Origin of the sequence: Pseudomonas quasicaspiana (genome assembly GCF_021147825.1) — a bacterium.
Taxonomy (GTDB): domain Bacteria; phylum Pseudomonadota; class Gammaproteobacteria; order Pseudomonadales; family Pseudomonadaceae; genus Aquipseudomonas; species Aquipseudomonas quasicaspiana.
On sequence record NZ_JAGTPI010000002.1, the window covers coordinates 246,244 to 264,513 of the forward strand.

The following is an 18,270-nucleotide window of genomic DNA, read 5'->3' on the forward strand; positions in this document are numbered from 1 at the left end:
TATGAGTACCCGTGCAATAAAGCAACAAAGCGCTGTGACCACTGAGTTCGGCATACTCGATCAGATCATCGCCGAAACAAAACTGACTCCGGATGACGACGCTTACGACATTGCGAAGCGTGGTGTTGCTGCTTTCATCGAAGAGCTGCTCAAGCCGCACAACAGCCAAGAGCCCGTTAAAAAGGCAATGGTTGACCGAATGATCGCAGAGATTGATGGCAAGCTCAGCCGCCAGATGGACGAGATCCTGCACCACCCTGATTTTCAGGCGTTGGAGGCTTCATGGCGCGGTCTTCAGTTGCTCGTCGACCGTACCAACTTCCGCGAGAACATCAAGGTTGAGATAGTTAATGTCTCCAAGCAGGACCTGCTGGACGATTTTGAGGACTCGCCTGAGGTAATGCAGTCGGGTCTCTACAAGCACGTGTATTCAGCCGAGTATGGGCAATTTGGTGGTCAGCCGGTTGGCGCGATTATCGCTAACTACTTCTTCTCCCCGAGCTCTCCAGACGTTAAAACCATGCAGTACGTTTCCAGCGTCGCCTGCATGGCCCACGCCCCCTTCATTGCAGCAGCGGGTCCGAAGTTTTTCGGTCTGGAAAGCTTCACCGGGCTGCCTAATATGAAAGAGCTAAAGGATCACTTTGAGGGGCCGCAGTTCGCCAAATGGCAGAGTTTCCGTCAGCAGGAAGATTCTCGGTATTTTGGTTTAACCATGCCGCGCTTTTTACTGCGCAACCCCTACGATCCGGAAGAGAATCCAGTCAAGAGCTTCGTCTACAAAGAAAATGTTGCCAGCAGTCACGAGCATTATCTGTGGGGAAACACGGCTTATGCCTTTGGAACACGACTGACCGACAGCTTCGCCAAGTTTCGGTGGTGCCCGAATATTATTGGGCCACAGAGCGGTGGAGCAGTCGAAGATCTACCTCTACATCACTTCCAGAGCATGGGTGAAATCGAGACCAAAATCCCTACTGAGGTGTTGGTTTCCGACCGTCGCGAATACGAATTGGCAGAGGAGGGCTTCATAGCCCTGACCATGCGCAAGGGCAGTGACAACGCGGCATTCTTTTCGGCCAGTTCTGCGCAGAAAACAAAGTCATTCGGGATGAGTGAGGAAGGTAAACACGCCGAGTTCAATTACAAGCTCGGAACTCAACTGCCTTATCTAATGATCATTAATCGTCTTGCTCACTACCTGAAGGTTTTGCAGCGTGAACAATTAGGCTCATGGAAAGAACGCACAGACCTTGAGGAAGAGTTGAACAAGTGGATTCGTCAGTACATCGCGGATCAGGAAAACCCAAGCGCCGATGTACGCGGTCGTCGTCCGTTGCGTGCTGCAAAAATTGCCGTCAGCGATGTCGAAGGTGAGCCAGGCTGGTATCGGGTTAGCCTGAATGTGCGCCCGCACTTCAAATACATGGGGGCCGATTTCACCTTGTCTCTGGTAGGCAAGCTGGATAAAGAGTGATCGAGTGATGTCTGGATACGGCAGCCTTTTCGAGCGCCTTGCGGGTGATAGCGATGAACGTATCGGCATGGGGCACGAGGAGAGCGTCGTTGCCTCGGTGGCTGCCCATCTTGCAAAAATGCTCAGCACCCGGGCAGGCAGTGTGCAAACGCTGCCTGACTATGGCCTCCCGGATTTAAATGACATGAACTTGAGTTTGCATGAGTCGCTTACACAAGCTCGTCAGGCTATAGAGAGTTTCATTGCATTCTATGAGCCGCGTCTGAATAGCGTGAAGGTCACCTCTATTCCGCGTGAAAGCGATCCGTTTCGCTTGTTCTTCGCAATTGAAGGGATGCTGGATGTGGCAGGTATCAAAAGAGCCGTCAGATTCTCTGCCGCATTGAATGGATCCGGACAGGTCATGATTATGTAACGCTCAAATAGAGATCTTTAATTAACTCGCTAAGTCTATTCAGACGCTGGCAAGTTACAGAGCATGATTAAACGCTTTCTCGGCACTTGTTGCTGATGGCTTTGTGCGCGCCGTTTTTGACGGTGCCGGGATAAGTACAACGATGTCTTTTAATGATTATTACCAGAGCGAACTCACTGCCTTGCGACAGTCAGGTCGTACTTTTGCTGAGCGTAATCCTGCGTTGGCACCCTTTCTCGGACAAAGTGGGCGAGACCCGGATGTGGAGCGTCTGTTGGAGGGTGTGGCCTTTTTAACGGGACGTTTACGACAAAAGCTCGATGATGAGTGGCCTGAGCTGACCCACTCTCTCATGCAATTACTGTGGCCCAACTATATGCGCCCGCTGCCATCGTTCAGCATTTTACAATTCGACGCACTGCAGCAAACCGGTCCGGCGATGCAAGTTGAGCGCGAGACACCGGTGGACAGTAAGCCTGTTGATGGAGTTATTTGTCGCTTCCGAACCTGTTATGTCACGGAAGTTCTGCCGCTTGAATTAGCTGCCTTGAATTACTCGGCAAGCGGCGACGGGGCGCTGTTGAGCCTTCAGTTAAAGGTTTTAGGCGATGGTCACCTGGGTGATCTGGAGCTTAAGCGTCTGCGCCTGCACTTTTCGGGTGAACGCTACATCAGCCAGACTCTGTACCTCAATCTGTTGAGAAATCTGGCCACTATTGATGTTGTCCCATTGGACTCGGAGGGTAAGTCATATCGGGGCCTGGACAATAAAACCCTGTCTGTCAGCCTGTCGAAGCTAGACGTTCAACCTGTGGGCTTTTCTGAGTGTGAAGGGCTGATTCCCTATCCATTGAATACCTTTAGAGGGTATCGATACCTTCAAGAGTTTTTCGCATTTCAGGATAAATTCCTGTTCGTGGACATTAGCGGGCTTGATGTTCTAAGTACTTTGCCAGACTGCATACTGGAGCAGGCCAAGGGTTTTGAACTACGGTTCGGTATCCAAAAGAATGCCATCCAGCGATCACAACCGACTTTGGATAACGTGCATCTCTATTGCACGCCGATCGTCAATTTATTTCCGCAGGATGCGCTCCCTATCAGGCTTGATGGGAAGCAGGATGAGTATTTACTGCTGCCATCAGCGGATGGACGTAAACACTGTGGCGTTTACTCGGTGGAAAGTGTTGTCGGCCATTTGCAGTCTGTCGCTGGTGAGCGTCACTACGTACCTTTCGAGTCCTTCAAACATGACCCCAGCTTTGACGTACCTGAGGGAAGTCCGCATTACAGCATCCGTCAGCGTACATCTACATTGCACGGCGGTCTTGATACCTATTTAAGTTTTGATCTCCGTCATTCTGATGAACAAGAAGCGCTGTCTATCGAATTGATATGTACCAACCAGAACTTACCGGTGCGCCTCAAGACCGGAGAGATTTGTGTGGCTCGCGATCTCACGCCCGGCAACGTCAGCTTTCGAAATATCACTTCATGTACTGCTCATTATCCTCCACCGCTTAGTGAGAATTTCCTTTGGAAATTGATCAGCAATATGTCGCTCAACTATCTCTCACTGGAAAATGTTGATGCATTGAAGGTCATTCTTGAAACGTATGATCTTGCGCAGTACTACGACCGTAACGCGGCAAACGTCACCCAGAAAATGCTTGCTGGACTTAAGTCCATTCGCCACGAACCGGTTGATCGTCTGTTCAAGGGACTTCCTTTGCGAGGGCTGCGTACAGAGCTCATTGTCGATGCCGAGCAATTTGTCTGCGAAGGGGAGGTGTTCCTTTTCGCCTCGGTACTCAATGAGTTTTTCGCCTTGTACGCAAGCCTCAATTCCTTTCATGAGCTTAGCGTCAAAACTGTCACTGGGGAGGTATACGCATGGCAACCGCGTATGGGTCTGCAGCCCCTGCTTTGAACGATATGACTCAAGCGATACGTGAGTATTCGGTGTTTCAGGCTGTGTTACTGACGTTGGACGTACTGCGCAAAGCGCATCCGGACCTGAATGAGCATCAGCTTTATGACCAGATCGAGTTTCAGACCAATCCTGGCTTGGGTTTTCCCGGTAGCGACATCGATCGTGTGGAGTACTTCCATGAACTCGGGCATTTACGGGCGCGTATACGTTTAAACCTGCTGGGGTTATCAGGATCCGCTTCTCCTTTACCAGCGTTTTACGCAGAGCAGTCGCTGGGGGACAACGATGCTGGCAATCCAACGCGGATGTTCCTCGATCTTTTGAACCACCGCCTGCATCGGTTGATAACGCCTATCTGGCAACGGTATCGCTACCGAGCGAGTTTTCAGAGGGGCGCCGTCGATCCTTTTTCGCAGAGGCTATTTGCGTTGATAGGTCTGGCAGGTACCCCTATTCGCGAAGCGCGAGACATTAACTGGAAGCGCCTTTTACCTTATCTGGGATTGCTCAGTCTGCGGGCTCACTCTGCTGCCTTGATTGAAGCCGTGCTGCGTTACTACTTCAAACACTTTGAATTAAGCATTGAGCAATGCCTGCCGCGCACTGTGGACATTCTGCAAGATCAGTTGAATCAACTGGGTGCGGTGAACAGCTTGATGGGGCAGGACCTTGTACTCGGTGAGCGAGTAAACGACCGCAGCGGCAAATTCCGAATTCACATCCGTGAACTGAGTTGGCAGCGCTTCCATGAGTTTTTGCCCATCGGAACAGGCTACCAACCCCTCGGCGCGTTGGTCCGCTTCAGCTTGCGCGACCCTCTGAGCTACGACATTCGCCTGGCGCTACGCCAGGAAGACATTCGGGATCTGCGTCTTGGCGATCAAGGCGATTGTCGCCTCGGCTGGACAACCTGGCTCGGGCGAGAAGATGCCGACGGCGTTGTAACACTGGGCAGTAACCTCATAAGGATTGATAAATGATCAACGTGGACCTACAGCAACTCATTCAGGCATTGGACGCTGATACGCGGCGCGATCTGGAGGCTGGTGCCGAACGTTGCGTAGCCAGAGGCGGTAGCAAAATTCTGGTCGAAGACCTTTTGCTGGCACTGCTCGATCGATCCCAAAGTCTGTTAAGTCGCGCACTTATGGATGCTGAGGTTGATTGCGGAGAGCTTGTGGCTGCGCTACAGCCAAAGTGTGAAGACGGTGCGTCGCGCAATCCGGTGTTCGCTCCTGAGCTGGTGCAGTGGCTACAAGACTCGTTGCTGGTCGCGACGCTCGAGCTTGGGCAGGGTCAGGTTGATCAGGCGGCGCTGATTCTGGCTTTGCTACGCAACCCGATTCGCTACGCGGGCAGTCGTTACTACGTCCTGCTGGGGAGACTTGATGGCGAGCGCCTGCGAGATTTTGCGCTGTCGGAAAAACCTGACTCTATTTCTGCTGCGAAGTCTTCCAGGGATGAATCGCTACTCAACCGATTCACACACAACCTCACGCAACAAGCGCGAGACGGAAAGCTGGATCCGGTGTTGTGTCGGGATGACGCTATTCGGCAGATGGTCGACATTCTTGCCCGGCGACGCAAGAACAATCCTATCGTCGTAGGGGAGGCGGGTGTCGGCAAAACAGCTGTAGTTGAAGGTTTGGCATTGCGTATTGCTAGCGGTGAAGTACCGCATGCTCTCGAGGGTGTTGAATTACTGTCGCTGGACATGGGCTTGCTACAGGCAGGTGCAAGCGTCAAGGGTGAGTTCGAAAGACGGCTCAAAGGCGTCATAGACGAAGTGAAGGGTTCGCCTGTACCAGTCATATTGTTCATTGATGAGGCCCACACCCTTATAGGTGCTGGTGGGCAGGCGGGTGGCTCGGACGCTGCCAATCTTCTCAAGCCGGCGCTTGCCCGTGGAGAGCTGTGTACGATCGCCGCGACTACCTGGGTGGAATACAAGAAATACTTCGAGAAAGATCCGGCTTTAGCGCGACGCTTTCAGCCAGTGAAACTAAATGAGCCCACCGTTAGTGACGCGATTACTATTTTGCGGGGGCTTGCCCCCATCTATGAGCAGAGTCACGGTGTCTATCTGCGTGACGATGCTGTTGTTGCGGCGGCGGAGCTGTCTGCGCGCTATCTGGCTGGGCGTCAACTGCCGGACAAAGCCGTTGATGTTCTGGATACCGCGTGCGCTCGAGTGCGTATCAGCCTCGCCGCCGCGCCTGAGAGTCTGGAGCGTTTACGCGGCCAGTTAGCTGAGGGCGCGCGGGAACAAAAAGCCTTGAGTCGCGATATGGATGCCGGGCTTGCTGTTGATATCAAGGCGCTGGATTCGCTTGGCGTCAGTCTTGGCCAGAAACAAAGTCAATTGTTGGAATTGGAGCAGCGCTGGCTTGAACAGCAGCAGCTTGCGGCGCGATTGCTTGATTTGCGCAAGCAGCGAGCGCTGGCCTGCACCCTCGATGACGACAGCGAGCGGGTCACAGACGCTACGGCCGTTGAGCGAAGTCTCGACGAGCTGGACGTGCAGTTGCTTGAGACCCAGCAGGCGTTGACCAAGGCGCAGTCAGTCGAGCGACTCGTCAGTCATGAAGTTTGTCCGCGCCTGGTCGCAGAGGTGGTGAGTGCCTGGACAGGAGTGCCACTCACGCAGCTGGCGCGGGAGCACAATGCGAAGGTCACGAGTTTCGCAGACGATCTACGGCAACGCATTCGCGGACAGGAACAAGCCGTGCAGGCCCTCGATCGAGCCATGCGCGCTACTGCCGCAGGCCTGAACAAACCTGACGCACCTGCTGGTGTGTTCCTGCTGGTAGGCCCCAGCGGCGTGGGCAAAACAGAAACAGGTTTGGCGCTGGCCGATCTTCTGTATGGCGGCGAGCGCTTCGTGACCACCATCAACATGTCCGAGTTTCAGGAAAAACACACCGTCTCACGACTCATCGGCGCGCCTCCCGGATATGTCGGATATGGGGAGGGCGGCATGCTCACGGAAGCTGTAAGGCAAAAGCCTTACTCGGTGGTGCTACTTGATGAGGTAGAGAAGGCCGACCCGGACGTATTGAATCTGTTCTATCAGATTTTCGACAAGGGTATCGCCAACGATGGCGAGGGGCGTGAAATTGACTTTCGCAACACCTTGATTTTGATGACTTCCAATTTGGGCAGCGAACGTATTGATGCCTTGTGCATGAATGGCAATCGGCCCTGTGCCGAGCAATTGGAAGAGTCTATTCGGCCGGTGCTGAGCAAGCACTTCAAACCTGCATTGTTGGCGCGCATGCGAGTAGTCCCCTACTACCCTGTGGGCGGTCCAGTAATGCGTGAGTTGGTCGAGCTGAAGTTACAGCGGCTCAGCGAGCGCTTGAGCAGTCGTGGGCTGGTGTTCACCAGTGGTAACGAGCTGCTGGATCACCTGGCGGATCGCTGTGTTCAGGGGGAAAGCGGCGCGAGGCTTATTGACCACCTGATTGAGCTGCATGTCATGCCGCTCATTGCAGATCGCCTGCTGACAGCAATGGCTGAAGGTCAGCCTGTATCCCAAATACACGCCACGCTGGACGGGGTTCGTATCGTCTGCGAGTTCACCTGAAAAGCCACAAAGCAGCTTAGAAAACTATCCACTTTTTATCCGGCAGTCGCTTTTATCGGTGGCTGTCTTCACATCGCTATCAGGGAAAACCTCGATGTCTGTACGACCCCAGCACGCGATTGCGCTGTGCCTGTTCTTTGTGCTCGGTCTGTCGGGCTGTTCTGGCCACTATCGATTCAGCGATCACGAGTATCGACCCTTGGGCGAGCCTCTAGCGGTTAATCGCGGCAACTGACTGCAAGGAGATTCCTATGGAATTGATATTCGAACTCGTGGGTGCCGAACTGCCTGCGCAAGATCAACAGGCGTCCAAGACCTTCAAGCAAGCGGGTGGGCTGATTGGTCGTGCTGAAAGCTGTGACTGGGTCATCGTTGACAATCAGGCCCACGTGTCCAGTGAGCATGCAAAAATCACGTTCAGTGACGGTGAGTTTTTTCTGACTGACCTGAGTACGAATGGGACGCAAGTCCTGCAGAGCGGTCAGCGTCTGCACCAAAACCTGCGTCGAGGGGAAACGCACCTTATCGAACACGGCAGCCGCTATCGTCTGGGCAAATTCGAGATTCATGCTCGACTGATCAAAAGCGCTGCAGGGTTTGTGGGTCATCTGGGATCGACCTCTATTGAGGGCACTGTTATTCCGGATGATTCATTTTTGAATCTGGACCTGCTCAGGGAGGTCGGTCAGCAGGTCGGCCTGGATTTGGGCTTTGATGAGCTACTGCCGACTTACGCATCTCAGCAAGCGAGTGAACAAGGAGTCGACTACGGATCCGCTGATCGACAGAGCCTTTTGCTTCCCGAACTGGTTCCCGAGCCGCAGCCAGCGGCGACCATCGAGCCTGTTCAAAGGGAGACTCAAAGCGATGATTTCTGGATGCGTTTCGGGGCTGCGATTGGCATTGACTTATTGACTCTGGACCAAGGTCAGCGCGAGGCATTAGCCATCAATTCTGCCGCACTGCTTAAGCAAAGTATTGGTGGCCTCCAACAGACCTTACGGACTCGTAACGATTTGAAAAACGAGCTGCGCTTGACCTTGAGCATGGCCCAACACGGCGGTAACAACCCGCTCAAATATGCAGGAGATGCCAGTGAAGCCATTGGTCTTCTTCTACAAGCGCAGAGAGCAGGGCAACTGCCCGGTGATCAGGCAGTCGCTCGCGCTTTTCGAGATATCCAGGCGCATCAGGTGGCGCTACTCGCTGCCAGTCGCAAGGCGCTGCACGGCGCTTTGGCTCATTTCTCTCCGCAACATTTGGCGTTGCGTTTCGAACGCGACATGCGCAGCCGCTTATTCCATACCAACGCCGCCCGATGGAAGGCGTTTGAGCGCTACCACCACATGTTGTGCCAGGACGATGACTGGAGCGAGCGCTTGTTGGCGCGCGATTTTGCTCAAGCCTATGAGGAGCAGGTGCGCTTGATAGCGACCTTGCATACCGAATACTAAGGAACCCCAAATGTTGAAAATCAGAGCCTTGGCCGTACTGGCGATTACCTTGCTGGTGACGGGCTGCACGGCATTTTCGCCGTATTCGACCCAAACCCGCCTTGAGCTGCAGCTTGCGGCCAGCGAGCAGCTTAATCCCGATATCAATGGTCGCCCCTCGCCGATCGTTTTGCGATTGATGGAGCTTAAAAATCCCGTGCTGTTCAATACGGTAGATTTTTTCAGCCTCTATGAGCAGCCAAAAGTAGTTTTAGCGCCCGACTTGATTGCAGGTGAAGAGCTTGAGCTTCGCCCCGGTGAGCAGTTGCAACTCAAGCTGCATGTTCGGGAGGGCAGTCGCTACATAGGCGTACTGGCCGCCTACCGAGATCTGCCGGAAACAAAATGGCGATATGTCATTCAACTGGTGCCGGGTGAGACAAATCGTACGCATCTGACTCTGGATCATTCGGGTATTCATGATGGCGATGCCGCATTTATCCAGGCGGACCGCCAATGAGTATTCATAAGGTCATTTGGCAAGAGGGCATGCTGCTTCGGCCCCAGCATTTACAGCAGAACGACCGTTACTTTGAAGACAGGATCAAGACTCAGACACGACTGCTCCAGCGCAATGCGTGGGGCTTCTTTGAGTTAATGATTGATCCGCAGTACTTCAAAATGAGCAAGTTGGTAGTTACCCAAGCCTCAGGTGTACTGCCGGACGGCAGTTTTTTTGATTTAGGTAAAAACAGAAAACCGTTGATGCTGGACATCCCGGCTGACAGCGCCAATGTCTCTGTGTACCTGGCATTACCTTTATCGACGGGCAGTAACATCGAGGCGAGACGCGATGAACATGTGGATGTATTGGCCCGCTATGTAACGTATGAAACGGAGATATTTGACTCCAATGCAGGCAGTGACTCTGCTGCCAAGGTCAGCTGCGCCAAGCCGGACTTGCGATTGCTGACAGGCGACCAGTTGGCAGATCAGCCTTATGTGAAACTCAAGCTTTGTGAGTTGATGGATATCACAACCAACGGTGGTATCACACTCAACAGTGATTTTTCCCCTACGGTTCTTTACGCCCATGCCAGTGAATACCTGGCGTCCTGCCTCAATGAGGTGATTGCGCTGCTTGCGCATAGAGGGGGAAAAATCGCCGACCGTATTCAAGCTAGTGGCAGAGGTGGTGCCGCTGAAGTTGGCGACTTCATGATGCTGCAATTGATCAACAGGACGGAGCTGGTGTTGAGGCATCTTCGCAGTCAGCCACAACTTCATCCTGAAGAGCTGTATAGCGTCCTGCTGGAAATGCTGGGGGAGTTGGCGACCTTTGCCACCGACCTCAAGCGGCCGCAACTTGAAACCTTTTACGAGCACTGCGAGCAGGGTAGGAGCCTACGCTTGCTGATGACGCCGATTCGCCAAATGTTGTCGATGGTGCTGGAGCAGCATGCTGTGGAGCTGCCTCTTCAGGAGCGTCAGTACGATATTTTCGTGGCTACTCTGACGGATCGCTCAATGCTGGGGGCGGCAACGTTCGTTCTGGCTGCCAGCGCCTCTTGCGATAGTGAAGAGCTGCGCATGCGACTGCCTGCGCATCTCAAGATCGCACCAGTGGAAAGCATTCGCAATCTGGTCAACCTGCATCTGCCTGGCATTCGGGTCAAACCCCTTCCCGTCGCCCCTCGGCAAATCCCTTATCACGCCAACAAGACTTATTTCATCCTCGAGCTGCACTCCCGAGAACTGGCTCAGCTGGAAGGTTCCGGCGGATTTGCCTTCCATGTTTCTGGTGAGTTCGCTGATCTGAAGCTGAATTTCTGGGCCATAAGGAGCTGAGCGATATGGAAAACACAGATACCAAAAGAACTGTGCTGTTGAGTCATGATCAAGGCCAGCAGGGTAAAGAAGCATTGACGGATCTTGCTTCGGCCCCGAGTTTTGAAAACCTGGAAGACCGTATGGTGTATGCCGCTCGCATGCAGCCCGCGCATTCATTCAGCGTCAGCCTGAACGTTTTAGTGAGCGCCGCTGCGGATCTTCTGGGTCATGTCATTCAATTCAAGACCAAAGCAGCCAAGCTTGATCTGACCGAACTCAATCAGCGTTTGTGCGAATGCGTCCGCCTGTTCGATATAACCGCCGTGCAAAAAGGAGCCGAAACCAGCCAGATCCAGGCCGCTCGTTATGTGCTGTGTACGGTCGTCGACGAAGCTGTGACCACCAGTGTGTGGGGGGGCAAAAGTGAGTGGTCGAAAATGAGCCTGCTCAGCCAGTTTCACAATGAAACTTTCGGCGGAGAAAAGTTTTTTCATTTGCTCGACCGTGTAGTTCAGAGCCCCGAGAAGTACATGCCATTGCTCGAACTTATGTACATCTGCTTGTCGCTAGGTTTTGAAGGTAAGTATCGGGTCAAGCCCCGCGGCTCTATTGAGCTGGAAAGCATTCGGGACGGCTTGTATCGGCAAATTGGCAAGCTGCGAGGTGATGTGTCGCGTGAGCTTTCTCCGAACTGGAAAGGCCTCAATGACGGCCGTCGGAGTCTGGTACGCGTTGTGCCCTGGTGGTTAGTGACCATCTTCATCCTGATCAGTCTGACTGGCCTTTATTCAGGATTCGCCTGGGTGTTGGGTGAGCAAAGAGAGGCCGTGCTTCGGCCTTATCAAACCCCCGCGCCAGCTTTGGCTCCCTCGCAGTTGTAGAGACATGTAATGAAAGACTTTCTGAAAAAACTGGCTGCCTGGTTAGGTAATGCTTGGCTGTGGTCGCTACTTGCAGTGTTATGCATGGCTTTGTTGGTCTGGTTCTTCGGACCTTTGCTGGCTGTTTCTGATAATCGATTCTGGGAGGCCGCGGCAAGCCGCTTGCTGAGCATCAGTATTTTGTTCCTCTTGTGGGGATTGCTCATGGTGCTCGTCAGTTGGCGCCGGAGTATTAGCAAGAAACAGGAAGAAGAAAGCACCGCCGGGCTGCAGCGGCTGGAGCAAGAGGAAAAAATAACCGAGGAACATAAAGAATTGCGCGGGCGGTTCATTGACGCAGTGCAAACGCTGAAGACCTCGAGCCTGTACAGCGGGCGCAGTGAGCGGTGGCGTAATGAGCTGCCTTGGTACTTGGTCATGGGGCCGGCGAGTGTCGGCAAGACCAGTTTGCTCGACTTCTCTGGTCTGGATTTTCCACTCAACAAGATCGAGCGCAAGCTGACTCGTGATACCCAGGGGACACGCTTCTGCGACTGGTACTTCGCGAATAACGCTGTGTTGATTGATACCGCAGGACGTTATCTGACACAGGAAAACGACATTGACAGAGCGGCGTGGTCAACCCTGCTAGGGCAAATGCGCAAACGGCGTCGTGGTCGGCCACTGAACGGTGTTTTGGTGACCATCGATATCAAAACGCTAGAGGGTGACGAGGCAGGTCTGGACAGTCTGGCGCGTCAGGTGCGTGAACGTCTGCGGGAGATTCACCAACGCCTGCATGTGAATGTGCCGGTTTATCTGGTGCTCGCCAAGTCTGATCAGGTCGTCGGCTTCGATGCGTTTTTTGACCAGCTTTCCCGTGAGGAAAGCGAGCAGGTTTTGGGCACCAGTTTCCGAAAGGGGCAGAACGGCACTGACGTACTTGTCTTGCGCGAGGAGTTTGATGCTCTGCTGCAGCGACTCAACAGCCAGGTTGTTACTCGCATGCATGTCGAGCGCGATATTGCCCGTCGTGGCCTGATTCTGGATTTCCCTAACCAACTCGCAAAACTGGGCGAGCGCCTGTGCCTGTTTGTTGATATGGCATTTACAGGGAGCCGTTACCAGCGTCCAGTTCAACTACGCGGGTTTTATCTGACCAGTGCGCCGCACCTTGCACAACTTCTGGATAAAGACACCGCGTCTATTGGTGCCGAAACCGGCATGTCCAGCAAAATACTGCCCACCTTTCGTTCTGGAGGTGCACGCTTCATTCACCATCTATTGAGCAGGGTGATTTTCCCAGAGGCTGAGCTGGCGGGGCTCGACAAGCGTGAAACCCGCCGCATTCATTGGTGGCACCGCGCGCTTTATGGTTGCGCGCTGGTGGTATTGAGTGTGTTCACGCTCGCTTGGGCGACCAGTTTTTCTGCCAATCATGATCGACTGGAAAGCGTGCGCGAGTTCGCCGTTCAACTGACCCAGCAGCGCTCCCGTCTGCAGTCGGAGGATGATGAAAAAGCATCCTTGAACATTCTCGATACCAGCTATGCAGCAAGCCAGGTATTTCCGTCCAGAGAAGGTATAGCCCTATTGGAGCGCAACGGCCTTTACCAAGGTGACCGAAGCAATCCGGTCTTGGAGGCCGCCTATCTGCACGAACTGGAAAACCAGCTCTTACCCCGAGTTGCCAGACGGCTTGAAAACCAGATCCAGACCAATCTGCAAGACCGTGAGCTGCTCATGGGGAGCTTGCGAGCGTATCTGATGCTTAATTTGAGAGAGCACCGGGATGCTGGCTGGCTCGAAGAGTGGATGTCGGCGGATTGGTCAATACGCTATAGCGGTAACATCGTCGCGCAGAAGGGTCTGAGTGGGCACCTGCAGCGTTTGCTTGCTCGGTCTTTCAGCTATCCGCTCAATGACACGTTGGTAACCCAGGCGCGACAGGTTTTGCGCGGCGACTCCTTGGCAAACGTGGTTTATCGCGCACTTCGGGATCAAGCGCGGAGCCTTCCGGACTATCGCTTCAATCTGCATCTGGGGCCACAAGGAAGCGTATTTTCCGGCACCGATTACGAGATACCAGGTTTCTATACGCAGCAAGGTTATCAGCAGAGCTTTATCGTGAAAGGCCCTGCTCTAGTCAGCGGCATCCTGCGCGACAATTGGGTGCTTGGCGAAGGAAGCGAGATCAGCGAGCAGGATTTGCGTCGCTTGATGGTCGAGCTGGAGCAGTTGTATTTTCGTGACTACGCCAACCACTGGAGTGAGGCAGTGGCTCAAGTGGGATTGCAGTCCTTTGCCTATCCTGCTGATGGCGCTAGTCAGATGGCCAGCCTGACGGCGGCCAACTCACCGTTGCTGCAATTGCTGACAGAGATCCGTGCAAATACTCGCTTTCAGACACTTGCCGAAAACGCTGATGCTTTAGCTTCCATAGCGCCTGCTCAGAAAGGATCGCCAGGTCTGGCGGTCACGGCCGTCGCCAAACTGGCCGGTCAGGCCATCGTTAAAGCTGCGCCTGACACTGCCAGGAAATCGCTGCAACTGCGCTTTGAACCTTTGCATCGGCTGCTGGATGAAAATAACGGGCCCGCTACTGACCTGGTGCCAGTTTTGCAGTTGCTTAACGAGTTGCAGGTGCAGTTGTCGGGACTTGCTCGTTCCAGCCAGCAGGATCAAAGCGCTTATGAGTGGGCTAAAGCCCGAATGAGCGGTCAAAGAGACGTTCTGAGCGGACTACGTAATGCATCCAGCCGCCTGCCGCAGCCGGTAAATGGCTGGCTCAGCTCAGCGGCCGATGACACGTGGTCGTTGGTGTTGAGTGATGCGTATCAGTTCCTCAATCAGCGTTATCAGAGCGACCTTTATGGTTTCTACGGGAAGGCCATCGACAAGCGCTATCCGTTCAGCGCCCATAGCACCAGTGATGTTGCGCTCAATGACTTCAGGGAGTTCTTCAAGGAACAAGGGGTTGCCGATAAATTCTTCGACAGTTACATAAAGGCGTTCACCAGTGGTGATGCGGGTGGCTACAAACTGCGCAGTATTGATGGTCGTAGTTTGCCGATGTCCAGGGTCTTTCTGGAGCAAATGTCTCAGGTCCAGGTAATTCGCCGGGGATTCTTCGCGGAGAATCCCAACGAGCCTCAAGTGCAGTTCAAACTTGAGCCTTACACCCTCGACCCGAATGTTAGCCGCGCCGAGTTCCGTCTGGGTGATCAGATAATGGAGTACCGTCATGGCCCGATCATGCCGGTCTCCTTCCGATGGCCTGCCGATGCTGATGATGGGCGTTCCAGTCTCGTGCTGGAGAAGATCGCGGGTCGAGCGGTGGGGCTGGAGGAAAATAAAGGACCATGGTCTTTGTTCCGTCTGTTCGATTTGATGCAAACCGAATATCTACGAGGGCGCGACGTGCTGGTTTTGAAGGGCAACGTAGGCGGCCTGCGGGTTAATTACCTATTGTCCAGCCAGCGATCACCGAACCCGTTTGATATGAATGCGATTCGACGTTTTCGACTTGCGGGGCAGCTTTGACAGTCTTGGCTCGCACGTGCGCAAGTGTCGGGCGTACCGAGCGAGGCAAGGTGCGAGAGCGTAACGAAGATGCGTACCTCAACTCTCCCGAGCATGGATTATGGGTGGTTGCCGACGGGATGGGGGGGCACCAGTGTGGCGATCTTGCGAGTCAATTGATCGTAAGCAGTGTCGCGGCAATCGCTCGATACACCGACCTGGACGATCGGCTTTTCGCTGTCCGCGAGTGTTTGCGCGGGGTGAATCATCGTCTTGGTAAGGGCGTTGCCGCCCGCGCTGGCGATTCCGCTCCTGTGATTGGAAGCACGGTAGTTGCGTTGTTGATTGAAGGCCCGCGCGCTGTGTGCGTATGGGCAGGCGATAGCCGTTGCTACCTTTGGCGCGAGCAGCGCTTGTACCAATTGACGCGTGATCACTCCTTGCTTCAAAAGTTAATTGCTGACGAACACATGTGTTCTCGGGAGGCGGCACAGCACCCAGGTGCTCATGCGCTTACCCGAGCGGTTGGCGGCGGTGATGGCCTGAGCCTTGAAGTCGTTGAGCTTGATGTGCGGTGTGGCGACGTTTTTGTGCTGTGCTCTGATGGGCTGTATCAGGCAGTTGACCATCAGGTATTGGGCAATGCTTTAAACAACCGCTCACCCAGACTGACCGTTGATCTTCTGTTTGATCACGTTTTGCGAGGGCCAGCCAGCGATAACCTTACAGCGGTGGTGGTTCGGACATGAGCGCTGACTCGAGATATGTCGACGCTGGCCTGAAGCCTCAGGAAGCTGGAGCGCTGACCCTATTTGCCCTTGCGGGTGGGCTTGGTGTTGCTCCTCACCTGGAGGCTTCCTCGCAAGCGTTCAGCACACAGTTACCTGATGTACTGTGTGGTCGCTATCGACTAGAGGAGATAATAGGCGCGGGCGGTATGGGGGTGGTCTATCGCGCCCGTGACCTGTTACATGAGCAGTTCGGCGAGCCAGATCCTTTCATTGCAATAAAACTCCTGAACGATGACTTCGTCGAAGTACCTGACGCAGGTGTCTTGTTGTACCGCGAGTTTGCCCTGACTCGACATCTTTGCCATCCCTACGTCATCCGTATGCGCGCTTTCGAGGTAGACCTTTCGTGTCGACGGGCTTTCATCACTCAAGACCTTCTGCGAGGCACCGGGTTAGACAAATTCCTTTGCGAAGAACCTTCGGGCTTGAACGCTGCTGAAATAAAGGCCGTCGCGGTTCCGTTGCTTGATGCGTTAGCCCATAGCCATGAAAGTGGCGTGCTACATGGCGACCTGAAACCCGCGAACATGATGCTTACCGATAATGGGCCACGGTTGATTGATTTTGGGCTGGGAGGCACGTTCGATGGTGTCTTGAGCGGCTTGCCGTGTCTTGGCCGTGAACGCTTTGACGCCTGGACACCCAGCTATGCCGCCCCGGAACTGTTAAGTCATGGTGTGATTTCAACCGGCACTGATGTTTACGCCATGGCCTGCGTTATTTATGAACTTGCCAGTGGCAAGCATCCCTATGGTCAAAAGTCTTCACTTCAGGCGAGAGACGAACAGCTCTGGCGGTCGTTATCTGCGCCTCCCAATCTACCTGTTCGCTTCTGGCCAGCCTTGCGCCATGCGCTAGCTTTGGACTCCAATAAAAGAACCATCAGCGCGATGGAATTACGCGATGCATTCTGCTCGCGTCCAATCGGGTACATGCAATTTTGAAAGATATAAGCCATGTTGTTTGATCGCGGAAATTTCCCTCATAACCAATCCTGAAACCTACATAACCTACGGATTTTTCTGACATTTTTATCCAATTATTTCCCTTAAAGTGCGGCCGCTGTTTACAACTCCTAAACATTTAACCGGGAAATAGTTAATGAAAAAGCTATGGATGTCTGCTGCCGTTGCGACCTTGATTGCAACCACCAGTGGCTGCGTGAGCTACAACATGAGTCAGCCGAGCGCGCCGCTGGAAGGCGTTGTCAAAAGCGACCTGAAGGCAGACGTTAAGGTCGGCGAGACCATCAGTGGCGAATCCTCCACTAACATCCTGTTCAACTTCCTGAGCTTCGGCGGTGATACGAAATTCGCTGACGGCGTTGTTTACGGTGGCGGCGGTGGTGGTGCTCTGGCGGGTCTACCGATTCCTGATCCGATCTCCCAGACCAAAGCGGCAGCTGCTTACAAGGCAGTCAAATCTTCCGGTGCCGATCTGATCGTTGCACCGCGTTATGAAGTGAATGTTCAGGACTACTTCATCTTCAAAAAAGTCGACGTGAAAGTGACAGGCAACAAAGGCAGCATCACCAGCATTCGCTAATACGTATCCTTCTGATGCCCCCCGCGTAAAAACGCCGCCTTTCAAGGGCGGCGTTTTTATGTGTCATCCAACGTCACTTCGATTTAAACAACCGCTGCTGCTGGCTCAGACATCGTAATCCGGTTCTGCACGCTCGGACGTTCCTGCACTTTCGCGTACCAAGCCTTAAGCGCTTTGTGTTCCGCAGGGATTTCAAGCTCCACCAGCCCGGCAAAGATCAGGCCGCCAATGACGGTGATGTCGGCCATCGAGAAGCTTTCACCGGCTACGAAAGGTTGTTTTTGCAGTACTGAATCGAAGTACTGCATGCCGCGCAGGGCTTTGTCCCGTTGGCGAAAACCCCATTCAGCGTTCTGGTACAGCTCCACGTCTGAGCCGAGGCCCGGTGTGGCGTGGTGGAAGTAAACGCTGACGGCGTCGAGTAGTTCCAGTTCGGCCCGCTTGCTCATCATGTGGATCACGCCTTTTTCCTTTGGCGTATTGCCAGTGAGGCTGGGGCTGCCGTCCAGGTTGTCCAGGTACTCGGTGATGGCGGTGCATTCGGCGATGAGGGTGCCGTCGTTCAGCTCAAGCACGGGCAGGGTGCCGGAATAGTTCTTGGCGAGGAAATCGGTTTTTTTGTGTTCGCCTTTCCAGAGGTCAACGGATTCAAACTGAACCCGTGATTGCAGGTTCTTTTCTGCAATGGCGATACGCACGCGCGCCGGGTAAGGGCCGGTGTGCCAGTCATAGATTTTCATCATGGGCAGGGTGCTTGGGTCGAATGTTGACGCGTTGGAAGTCATGGGAAATTCCTGTCTACCTATCAGTTGGTAGGTGGAATTTATGCGCTAATATTATCTCGGTCAAGGCCTTTAGTCGCTTAAGATGCCCAGCCA

The 18,270-nt window shown here is 53.8% G+C and carries 15 protein-coding genes; 14 read left to right on the forward strand and 1 reads right to left on the reverse strand.

Going from position 1 to position 18,270, the window contains the following annotated elements; translation table 11 throughout:
* Nucleotide 1 precedes the first annotated feature (1 nt).
* From tssC to KDX30_RS03220, 14 genes are all read left to right on the forward strand, one after another.
* Nucleotides 2–1,477, forward strand: a complete 1,476-nt coding sequence (gene tssC, locus KDX30_RS03155; protein ID WP_231674930.1) for a type VI secretion system contractile sheath large subunit — start codon at nucleotides 2–4, stop codon at nucleotides 1,475–1,477.
* Nucleotides 1,478–1,484: 7 nt separating this feature from the next.
* Entirely contained in the window at nucleotides 1,485–1,892 is a 408-nt protein-coding gene (gene tssE / locus KDX30_RS03160; protein ID WP_231674931.1) for a type VI secretion system baseplate subunit TssE, read from the forward strand.
* 142 nt (nucleotides 1,893–2,034) lie between these two features.
* Nucleotides 2,035–3,822 carry a type VI secretion system baseplate subunit TssF gene (gene tssF / locus KDX30_RS03165; protein ID WP_231674932.1) on the forward strand — a complete coding sequence of 596 codons (1,788 nt, stop codon included), beginning with the start codon at nucleotides 2,035–2,037 and terminating at the stop codon, nucleotides 3,820–3,822.
* Nucleotides 3,786–4,805 carry a type VI secretion system baseplate subunit TssG gene (tssG, locus tag KDX30_RS03170; RefSeq protein WP_231674933.1) on the forward strand — a complete coding sequence of 340 codons (1,020 nt, stop codon included), beginning with the start codon at nucleotides 3,786–3,788 and terminating at the stop codon, nucleotides 4,803–4,805. The genes tssF and tssG overlap by 37 nt, the downstream gene beginning before the upstream one ends.
* Nucleotides 4,802–7,411 (forward strand): type VI secretion system ATPase TssH, encoded by a 2,610-nt coding sequence (tssH, locus tag KDX30_RS03175; protein WP_231674934.1) that lies wholly within the window; start codon nucleotides 4,802–4,804, stop codon nucleotides 7,409–7,411. The genes tssG and tssH overlap by 4 nt, the downstream gene beginning before the upstream one ends.
* Nucleotides 7,412–7,505: 94 nt before the next feature.
* A complete protein-coding gene (locus KDX30_RS03180) occupies nucleotides 7,506–7,646 on the forward strand; it encodes a type VI secretion protein (protein ID WP_122708629.1) in 141 nt (46 codons plus the stop codon).
* Nucleotides 7,647–7,662: 16 nt separating this feature from the next.
* Entirely contained in the window at nucleotides 7,663–8,865 is a 1,203-nt protein-coding gene (gene tagH / locus KDX30_RS03185; RefSeq protein WP_231674935.1) for a type VI secretion system-associated FHA domain protein TagH, read from the forward strand.
* Between the two features lie 10 nt (nucleotides 8,866–8,875).
* Complete coding sequence (gene tssJ, locus KDX30_RS03190; RefSeq protein ID WP_122708631.1) at nucleotides 8,876–9,364, forward strand: type VI secretion system lipoprotein TssJ; 489 nt, start codon at nucleotides 8,876–8,878, stop codon at nucleotides 9,362–9,364.
* Nucleotides 9,361–10,692: a type VI secretion system baseplate subunit TssK gene (gene tssK / locus KDX30_RS03195; RefSeq protein WP_231674936.1), complete on the forward strand. Its 1,332-nt coding sequence runs from the start codon at nucleotides 9,361–9,363 to the stop codon at nucleotides 10,690–10,692. Before tssJ ends, tssK begins: the two co-directional genes overlap by 4 nt.
* 5 nt (nucleotides 10,693–10,697) lie before the next feature.
* Nucleotides 10,698–11,555: a type IVB secretion system protein IcmH/DotU gene (gene icmH, locus KDX30_RS03200; protein ID WP_231674937.1), complete on the forward strand. Its 858-nt coding sequence runs from the start codon at nucleotides 10,698–10,700 to the stop codon at nucleotides 11,553–11,555.
* A gap of 9 nt (nucleotides 11,556–11,564) precedes the next feature.
* On the forward strand, nucleotides 11,565–15,077 hold the full coding sequence (gene tssM / locus KDX30_RS03205) for a type VI secretion system membrane subunit TssM (protein WP_231674938.1): 3,513 nt from the start codon (nucleotides 11,565–11,567) through the stop codon (nucleotides 15,075–15,077).
* On the forward strand, nucleotides 15,074–15,805 hold the full coding sequence (locus KDX30_RS03210; protein WP_406643708.1) for a PP2C family protein-serine/threonine phosphatase: 732 nt from the start codon (nucleotides 15,074–15,076) through the stop codon (nucleotides 15,803–15,805). The genes tssM and KDX30_RS03210 overlap by 4 nt, the downstream gene beginning before the upstream one ends.
* Complete coding sequence (locus KDX30_RS03215; protein ID WP_231674939.1) at nucleotides 15,802–16,791, forward strand: serine/threonine-protein kinase; 990 nt, start codon at nucleotides 15,802–15,804, stop codon at nucleotides 16,789–16,791. Before KDX30_RS03210 ends, KDX30_RS03215 begins: the two co-directional genes overlap by 4 nt.
* Nucleotides 16,792–16,948: 157 nt before the next feature.
* The gene (locus KDX30_RS03220; RefSeq protein WP_231674940.1) at nucleotides 16,949–17,392 is read left to right on the forward strand and encodes a hypothetical protein; all 444 of its coding nucleotides are present in this window, start codon (nucleotides 16,949–16,951) and stop codon (nucleotides 17,390–17,392) included.
* Nucleotides 17,393–17,475: 83 nt separating this feature from the next.
* On the opposite strand, the gene KDX30_RS03225 is transcribed toward KDX30_RS03220, so the two are convergent.
* Entirely contained in the window at nucleotides 17,476–18,177 is a 702-nt protein-coding gene (locus tag KDX30_RS03225) for a glutathione S-transferase (protein WP_231674941.1), read from the reverse strand.
* Nucleotides 18,178–18,270 lie beyond the last annotated feature (93 nt).